Here is a 4,381-nt window from a genome sequence, read left to right as displayed (position 1 = left end):
CGCCTTCGCGAGCAAGCCCGCTCCCACAGGTTGCGTGCAAGGCTCTATGCTTGAGGGGAACTCAGTAGCGTGATCGATAGCCCAACCCATGCCCTCATTTCATCAGGACACTCATTCCATGCAGGTAGAAGGTTTTTTCGAATGGCTCGGTCAGGCGCTTGGCACAGTCATCCGTTTCATCGTTGACGCCCTGAGCGGCCTGTTCCAGATGGTGAGCCGTGCCAGCAGCAATTTTGTCGACGGCCTGTCCCGGGCGCTGGGCATGGACACGTCGATCATCAGCATCGCGATCCTGATCATTGGCCTGGTGTTGTTGTGGTCGGCGATCCGCGCGTTCATGAACGCGTCGATCATCATGGGGCTGATCTGGTTGATGCTGGGGTTGTGGTTGCTGAGCTGGATCATGCACTGACACCACAAAACAACTGTGGGAGCAGGTTTGCTCGCGAATGCGGTAGATCAGTTCCCACATGTATTGACTGACGCACCGTCTTCGCGAGCAAGCCCGCTCCCACATTGAATCGCTGTAACTTTCAATTGTGTCGCTACAATGCCCGCTCCCCAAGGAGCCCGCATGTCCAACCTGATTGCCGACTGGCGCGACCGCCCTACCCATCGTCGGGTGTGGGCGCTGGCGGCGCCGATGATTCTTTCCAACATTTCCGTGCCGCTGGTGGCGCTGGTCGACAGCACCGTCATCGGTCACCTGCCCCACGCCCATCAGCTTGGCGCCGTGGCGGTCGGGGCCAGTCTGTATACCTTCCTGGCCTGGGCGATGGGCTTTCTGCGCATGGGTTCCACCGGTTTTGCCGCCCAGGCCGCCGGGCGCGGAGATGGTGCAGCGCTGCGGCAGATTCTGTTGCAGGGGCTGCTGCTGGCCATGGGTCTGGCGATTGTCCTGGGCGCGGCGGGCGTGCCGTTGAGCGGAGTGGCGCTGCACTTCATGCAGCCGTCGGCGGAACTTGACCAGATGACCCGCGAGTTCTTCCATACACGTCTGTTCGGCCTGCCCGCGGCGCTGGCCAGTTACGCGCTGGTCGGCTGGTTCCTCGGCACGCAGAACGCCCGGGCGCCGCTGGTGATCCTGCTCACCACCAACCTGGTCAACATCGCGCTGAACCTGTGGTTCGTGCTCGGGCTGGAATGGGGAGTTGTCGGTGCGGCCCGGGCTTCGGTGATAGCCGAGTGGACCGGTGCGCTGATCGGCCTGCTGATGACTCGCCAGGCCCTGCGCGCCTATCCGGGGCAGATCGTCTGGGCGGCGCTGCGGTTGTGGCAGAGCTGGCGTCCGCTACTGGCGGTCAACCGCGATATCTTCCTGCGCAGCCTGGCCCTGCAATCGGTGTTTTTCCTGATCACCGTGCAAGGCGCGCGACTGGGGGATGCCACCGTCGCCGCCAATGCCCTGCTGCTCAACGGCCTGCTGCTGACCGCCCATGCCCTGGACGGTCTGGCCCACGCCGTGGAAGCCCTGTGCGGACACGCCATAGGCGCTCGCAAACGCGATGCCCTGCGCCGCTCGCTGGTGGTGGCCTGCGGCTGGTCGCTGCTGGCGAGCCTGGGTTTTGCGGTGTTCTTCCTGTTGGCCGGGCACCTGTTCATCGAGATGCAGACCGACATCGCCAGCGTGCGCGACACCGCATTCATCTATCTGCCCTACCTCGCCGTCCTGCCGCTGATTGCGGTCTGGAGCTACCTGCTCGATGGCTTGTTCATCGGCGCCACCCGCGCCCGGGAAATGCGCAACGGCATGCTGCTGACGGTGTCCTTGCTGGTGCCGTTCGCCTGGGCGTTGCAAGGGTTCGGCAACCACGGCCTGTGGATAACCTTTCTGCTGTTCATGGTCCTGCGCAGCCTGACCCTGGGCATCATCGCCTGGCGCCTGCGCCGCAATGACGGCTGGTTCACCGGCGCGCACTGAAGGTCGAAAAATCAGAAGCTCGAAAAATCAGGGCCGATGGTTCTGCCAGCGGTCGCGCAAACTGTCGAGGCGTTCCTGCTGGGTACGCCCCGACGATGGTGCAGGCACCGCGTCGGGGTGTTGCAAGCGCAACCACAGCCAGGCATCCAGCACCGGCTGCTCGCTGAAGCCCAGCGCCAAACCTTCCTGCAGATGTGCCCAAAGGCGTGCGTATTCGGTCGCGGTGGAGCGGCTCCAGTGCCAGGCATGCTGCTCCAGCAGGCAGGTCTGCAGGTTTTCCCGTTGCCGCGCACTGAGGGTTTCTTCGACGCCCAGCGGGCTCACCGCCAGCCCCGGATTGAGCAGCATCTGCCAGCCCTGGTGCCCCGCCGCCCTGTCGGCCCAGGTACCTCCAAACCAGCGAATCTGTTTGACCGGCCCCATCCAGCGGCTCAGTTGCGCGGCATCGCAGGCATCGAAAAAGTAACTGGCGGTATTGGGGTTGTAGTAACTGAGCAAGGCCCGGTGATGGACATCGAAACTGACGGTGAGCATGCGCCGCAAATGGGCCAGCAAGACCGGGACTGATGCCTCGCTGATCAGCAGCAAGCCACGCCAGTGCTGCGCATCGCGCTGGCAGGCTTCGGCCAGCGTCGGGCAGGTGAGCAGATTGACCAGCACCGGGCCCTGGTCACGCAGGGCGTGCCATTCGGTCCCTTCGAACAACCGATACCAATGGGCCTGATCGAACCCCAGTTTGAGCGCAGCCCCCGCTTGCGGTGCACTCGGCACATCCAGCAACAACCAGCGCGGCGGCACATCGGCCGCATACACCGCCATCACGCCGCTCCGCTTCGAGCCAGCCCCATGGCCGCCCGGCAAGTACAGATCGCCTGCTCACACTGCTTGAAACTGCCTCCGCCCGGCATCAGGCACAACATCAGCAAGGGCTCTCCCGAATGCAGCCAATCCTGCACCGCTTCAGGCGGGCATTGCTCCGTCTCCGCAGGCGTATCCGCCTCTTCAAGCGCAGCGGGCTGATGAAGAATCCCGGTGATCATCGGCTGGTCCGGGTCGCCGTCGACAAAACTCACCACCACCTCCGTGCCTTCTCTTAGCGCTGCGCTGCCTGTGGCTTGCAGGGTCGGCGCCAGCGGCAGCCAGCAGTGACTGGGCGTCGCGCCTTCGCCCTGATACAGCCAGTCGAACTGCACGGCGACCGGGCGTGAGCTCGCTGGCTCTGGCTCATCGACGCTCACCACCCATGCCCGTTGCAGGCTGTGCATGACAGGCCGGGGCGATTTCGTTCGCGGCGCAAACGGTGCTGTTTCTTGCATGGCGCGCACCTGATTTCGGTAAGGAATCGACAGATCCTGGCGGCCCTGATGCTCGATATGGGTCAGCAGCCACTGCCGATTCCACTCCGCTATCGGATGCCCGGACAGCGCCATCGACTGGCCGCTGCGCAATGTCGCCAGATCGGTCTGGCATTCGGCCTGCGGATGCCGGTTACCGGCGCCATGTCGAACCTCGAAACGCCGTACCGCCGGCTGCGCCCCTTCGGGCCTGAACATCGTCATGTCCCCGACCCGAAACGGCCCCCGTCGATCGCTGAACACCACGCAGTGCCCTCCCGCCCGATGTTCGAAGTGGTAGTCAATGCGCTCCCGGGCACACAGGCGCTGAAGAAATTGCAGATCGGATTCACGGTACTGCGTGCAGAAATCCAGCGGAGGGTAATCGCCGCTCAATTCGAAACGCCGGTCGCCACCGACGACGCCGTGCTGCCTGAGTACCCGGTCGAGAATCTGCGGCACCGAGCGGCCGCTGAAGATGCGCTGGCTGAAGCGTTGGGCCAGACACGAAAGCTTCGGCCCCAGGCGCACATGGCAAAGCCTGACGGTCGTGCCGTGGTCGCGCTGAAACAGTTCGTGAAGTTGCCCGTGAACGGTGTTGCCCTGCGGCCCGAAGCGCAGGCTGGCCGAGCGGTATAACAGGCTGGCGAGATCGAGCGAGGGATCATCGATCAGCAGGTCCACGTCAAAGGCGAAGGGTTCGCTGAGCGCTTCCCTGCCGGTAAAGGCCAGGACCTCGAAGGCGTCGGACAGACCAGCTACGTCCAGACGAAATGACGGTTCGTTGACTGGATCGAACATGGGCGATTCTCTACAGGAGGGTCGGCCGTGGATTTTCGCCGAGTGGCAGGGCCGAGTAGAGAGGGGAAATACAACTTGGGAAATGACCTACGCGAAAAGAGGACGAATACCTGAAATAGCCGAGGACGCAGGTATTTTCGTGCAGGGAAAAGAGAATTGCCTCACCAGGCCATCTGAAAATTCCGACGCTATCGGTACATTTTCAGACAACCTGATGGGAGCAGGACTTACCTGAACGCCACTCAGTTAAGAAATTAAACAGACAACAAGATCATTGTGGCGAGGGGGCTTGCCCCCGCTGGGCCGCGAAGCGGCCCCAAAAGAT

Annotated in this window: 4 protein-coding genes; 2 read left to right on the top strand and 2 right to left on the bottom strand. The window is 63.0% G+C overall.

Annotation, left to right across the window (positions count from 1 at the left end; translation table 11 throughout):
• Window positions 1–118: 118 nt before the first annotated feature.
• On the top strand, window positions 119–412 hold the full coding sequence (locus tag K9857_RS29710; protein ID WP_224542047.1) for a hypothetical protein: 294 nt from the start codon (window positions 119–121) through the stop codon (window positions 410–412).
• A gap of 162 nt (window positions 413–574) precedes the next feature.
• Entirely contained in the window at window positions 575–1,921 is a 1,347-nt protein-coding gene (locus K9857_RS29705) for an MATE family efflux transporter (RefSeq protein WP_224542045.1), read from the top strand.
• A gap of 27 nt (window positions 1,922–1,948) precedes the next feature.
• Here the strand turns inward: K9857_RS29705 and K9857_RS29700 are convergent, their stop codons facing one another.
• The gene (locus K9857_RS29700) at window positions 1,949–2,743 is read right to left on the bottom strand and encodes a DUF4123 domain-containing protein (RefSeq protein WP_224542043.1); all 795 of its coding nucleotides are present in this window, start codon (window positions 2,741–2,743) and stop codon (window positions 1,949–1,951) included.
• Window positions 2,740–4,056 carry a type VI secretion system Vgr family protein gene (locus K9857_RS29695; protein WP_224542041.1) on the bottom strand — a complete coding sequence of 439 codons (1,317 nt, stop codon included), beginning with the start codon at window positions 4,054–4,056 and terminating at the stop codon, window positions 2,740–2,742. The genes K9857_RS29700 and K9857_RS29695 overlap by 4 nt, the downstream gene beginning before the upstream one ends.
• Window positions 4,057–4,381 lie beyond the last annotated feature (325 nt).

It is taken from the genome of Pseudomonas sp. REP124 (assembly GCF_020164475.1).
In the GTDB taxonomy this organism is placed as follows: Bacteria; Pseudomonadota; Gammaproteobacteria; order Pseudomonadales; family Pseudomonadaceae; genus Aquipseudomonas.
Note: the sequence above shows the minus strand (reverse complement) of the source record. Positions and strands in the feature narration are given on the sequence as shown.

Bases quoted from the DNA above. Each gene is read 5' to 3' on its own strand.
- K9857_RS29695 (WP_224542041.1), bottom strand. From the start codon at position 4,056: ATGTTCGATCCAGTCAACGAACCGTCATTTCGTCTGGACGTAGCTGGT.
- K9857_RS29710 (WP_224542047.1), top strand. From the start codon at position 119: ATGCAGGTAGAAGGTTTTTTCGAATGGCTCGGTCAGGCGCTTGGCACA.
- K9857_RS29705 (WP_224542045.1), top strand. From the start codon at position 575: ATGTCCAACCTGATTGCCGACTGGCGCGACCGCCCTACCCATCGTCGG.